This window comes from Sulfurimonas sp. NWX79 (assembly GCF_039667035.1).
Lineage (GTDB): Bacteria > Campylobacterota > Campylobacteria > Campylobacterales > Sulfurimonadaceae > Sulfurimonas > Sulfurimonas indica.
Window position 1 is genome coordinate 1 of the sequence record NZ_JALCZL010000042.1, and the last position, 3,342, is coordinate 3,342.

General features: G+C 34.9%; 5 protein-coding genes. 1 reads left to right on the top strand and 4 read right to left on the bottom strand.

The features are described from left to right. Window positions 1-116 precede the first annotated feature (116 nt). Together MNY27_RS10715 and MNY27_RS10720 are read right to left on the bottom strand one after the other, a co-directional pair. Window positions 117-494, bottom strand: a complete 378-nt coding sequence (locus MNY27_RS10715; RefSeq protein ID WP_346392325.1) for a DUF2846 domain-containing protein — start codon at window positions 492-494, stop codon at window positions 117-119. After that, window positions 484-1,062, bottom strand: coding sequence for a hypothetical protein (locus MNY27_RS10720; protein WP_152184232.1), 579 nt, complete (start codon window positions 1,060-1,062; stop codon window positions 484-486). Before MNY27_RS10720 ends, MNY27_RS10715 begins: the two co-directional genes overlap by 11 nt. 105 nt (window positions 1,063-1,167) lie before the next feature. Here MNY27_RS10720 and MNY27_RS10725 point away from each other — a divergent pair, with 105 nt between their 5' ends. Next, window positions 1,168-1,434: a helix-turn-helix transcriptional regulator gene (locus MNY27_RS10725; RefSeq protein ID WP_152184231.1), complete on the top strand. Its 267-nt coding sequence runs from the start codon at window positions 1,168-1,170 to the stop codon at window positions 1,432-1,434. Window positions 1,435-1,613: 179 nt separating this feature from the next. On the opposite strand, the gene MNY27_RS10730 is transcribed toward MNY27_RS10725, so the two are convergent. Further along, entirely contained in the window at window positions 1,614-2,354 is a 741-nt protein-coding gene (locus tag MNY27_RS10730) for an exonuclease domain-containing protein (RefSeq protein ID WP_346392326.1), read from the bottom strand. Further along, window positions 2,355-2,981 (bottom strand): hypothetical protein, encoded by a 627-nt coding sequence (locus MNY27_RS10735; protein ID WP_346392327.1) that lies wholly within the window; start codon window positions 2,979-2,981, stop codon window positions 2,355-2,357. Window positions 2,982-3,342 lie beyond the last annotated feature (361 nt).

Here is a 3,342-nt window from a genome sequence, read left to right on the forward strand (position 1 = left end):
TTGGTGCCTTTGGCAGTTGACACTAATGCCAAGTGGATGGATAGAAAATATGTTTCGTGGGAAAATTTGGAACATGATTGTGAAGTTGATGAGGAATTTACAGAAAATTTTTGACGCTATCCAAAAACACCCATTTTGATGTATTGTCGTACAAAATAGTTTTTACCTGCTTTGGTATCAACAACAAGTTTATTTGGAGAGAATTCAGATTCAGTTGCAATAGTATGTGGCATATTTCCTTTAACACTCTGATAAAAGAAAATACCGTTAGCAGTTTCACCAAGACATTTATTATCGACCCAAATATCTTTTTTTAATGCTTGTCCTACAAAAGAGTCTCTGTAAACATATAGTCCTGCTTTTCCTTCAGGAGGAGTGTTAAAAGCTTTAGCATTTTCAGACATCTCTTTTGGTTCTAGTGGTACAGTACTACATCCGACCATCAAAAATAAGGCGAAAGGCAATAGTAATAAATATTTATGCTTAGAAAGCATAATTAATTCCTATATAAGGTTGAGCTCCTGAGTCAGTTGTTGAAACTGTATAAGTTGTGGAACCAACTGTATATTGTACGTCTTGCCATTTTCTACCAACATAATCAACCCCACCTATAATATACAAATGTTCCACTGCTTTATATGATATACCGATACCTATATTAAATGAAACCTCTGTAATTGATGAGTCTGAATACCCATCAACATTCATAGAACCGACACCTAAACCAACTTTTACATAAGGATAAAGATTTTTTATACTGTTTAAAGAAAATTCCTTAATAACATCTCCACCAAATTCTGTTAAAGTCTTATGCGAACTGTCAAATATTGCCTTATCGTAAGAGATACGCGAAAGTCTTAATTGCCCTTTCCAATCACCATCTTGACCTGAACCAACTTTAATAGTGGCATCTTTGTATTTGTTTGAAACATCTACACTTACCCCTAAAACCTCTACTGTTGTATCATTTGAGTTTGCTCCATAATCAATACCAACATATATATCTGCCATTGCACTTGATCCTGCAAGAAGTAATCCTGCTAACAATAAACTTTTTTTCATTCTTCATCCTTTAGTAAATTATACCTATAGAAATGATTTCTAAAGGTAATTGATAAAGCACTATACTAAAAGTATTCTTATAGAAAAATTACCTATAGGAATACTATGCTAAATTTGCCTGATATTGTTACAAAAAGTGAAATAGATGCATATTTCCGCACTATTTCTAAAAACGTAAAACGAATCAGAATAGAAAAAGGGATGAGTCAGCTAGAAGTAGCCTTGTCTATAGGGCAGAAATCTTCAGGATTTTATGCAAATGCTGAAAACTATGCGCATGGAAAGCGATTTAATTTAGAGCATTTATTGAAATTAAGTATATTGTTAAATGTTGATATATGTGATTTTTTTAAACCTATAGATGATTTATAAAAAGATTGCAGTTTTTTAAATGTAGTTGATAGAGTAAGCCAAAATTTTGTTCCATATTTTTGCTGGTTGTTAAAGATTTTTTCCGGGATGAATCCCAGATTCCTGATATATTTTTGATTTGACAACTCTTTTGGGAGAAGGGATTTATTTCTGTCTCTATAGGTTCAATACTTTAGAACTTAATTATCAAGATAGTAGTTAATGGAGTAACGCATATCATCATCAAGATTTTCCATATTTCCCAACATCCATCGTAGATATCCTGCATCTTCACGTGCTACTTCTTCTAAAGTCTTTCCTCTGTATTTTCCAAAACGAAATGTCTTTACCAAAATAGGTGTGTTTGTCAGGTCAACCATCTTCTCTACAGGGTTTTCTCCTGGAAATTTCTCCTCGACAGCTTTGCGTAGTTTTGTCAAAAAGAGTTTGAGTACCAGTACATCACCGATGGCATCATGGGCTTTTACTTCGATGCCTAGTGCATCTGCCTCTTTTTGTTCCTCTTTGTAAAGTTCCATCTTATAGCGAAAATACTGCAGGCGGTGCGCCTCTTCATCTTCGAAGATATGCTTTGCAACACGAAGTGTGTCAATGACTTTCATAGCAACTTCAAAACCCTCTTTTTCAAGCATCTTCAAATCAAACGGAGCGTTATGGATTATCATATAGTTCTCTGGAGTATTGAGCTCTAAGAGACGTTTATATGCGGGTATTTCAACACATTTTTGTTTGCCCTCGATCATCTCAGGGGTAATGCCATGAACCTCCATCGCTGCAAAGTTTATGGGTACATCAGCCGAACAAAACTCATTATGTACCTCTACCTCTTTGCCACCAAGTACCATGTACCCAAGCTGGATTACCCTGTCTGACTCATCTGTCCCTGTTGTCTCTGTATCTAAAATTATGTACTTTGCCATCTATCTTCTTTTCGTTATAAATTTTGCTCTAAAGCTCTGCTTGGAGTTTGCTTTGACCTGTAGATGAAATGTTAGCAGATTTCCCTTTGTAAAACTATATTTCTCTTTGGAAATGACCTTTGAATCACTCTTTTTGTTAAATGGAATCTCTACAGTGATAAACTTGTCTTCATCAGAGTGGTTTGTCAGTGTATAGGCTATGGTAACATTAAAGCGTAGGTTCGTATCTTTGCGTGAGATGACCTTCTGTGTTACTTTTGTATCGAAATCTTTGCCGACTTTGAGAATGATAGGACTCTTTTTTGGTGTATTGGCAATATTCGTTTCCCCTAAAAGTAGAGGCTCTTCATCATCTTTTGTATAGATACGCACAACTCCTGATGGAAGTTCTCTGTCAAGATTACTGATTTGAAGTTCACGATTTACACTGCTTGAACGCTCACCCATAAGATAAAGAGGGTTGTTCATTCTCGCAATATAACTGTTTTGTATTGGGATATCTTTATACTCGAAGAGTTTGACACGCCTTTTCTCATAACTGTTAAGGTCAACCTTAAAAGGAACCGTATACTTGTGGTATCCTGCAACTGCCTTGTGCGTGAGAGCACTCTTATCTGCTGTGACCATACTTCTATAAGCAACAGCTTCTCTTTGATTGTAGGCTCTGTTGATATCTCCGGCTATTAAATGAACTGTTGCATCTTTAAAATCTTTGCCTGAATTGTTTATGATATCTACCCATGCCTGAAGATTGGCTCTGTTTTTTTTAATTTTTAAAATGTAATCACTTGAGAAAGAGATATTTTGTGCAAGATAGCTGATATCTATCGAAGTTTGTATGTTTTTTCTTGCTTTTATCTGAAAGTTGGACTTAATTAAAAAAACGGGTGCTTAAAACACCTCTTAAAGTATGGTATATTGGGAGTAAACAAAGGTTTATTTACAAATGATTGTAAAAAAGCTCTAAAATATGTATAAATTGTCAATC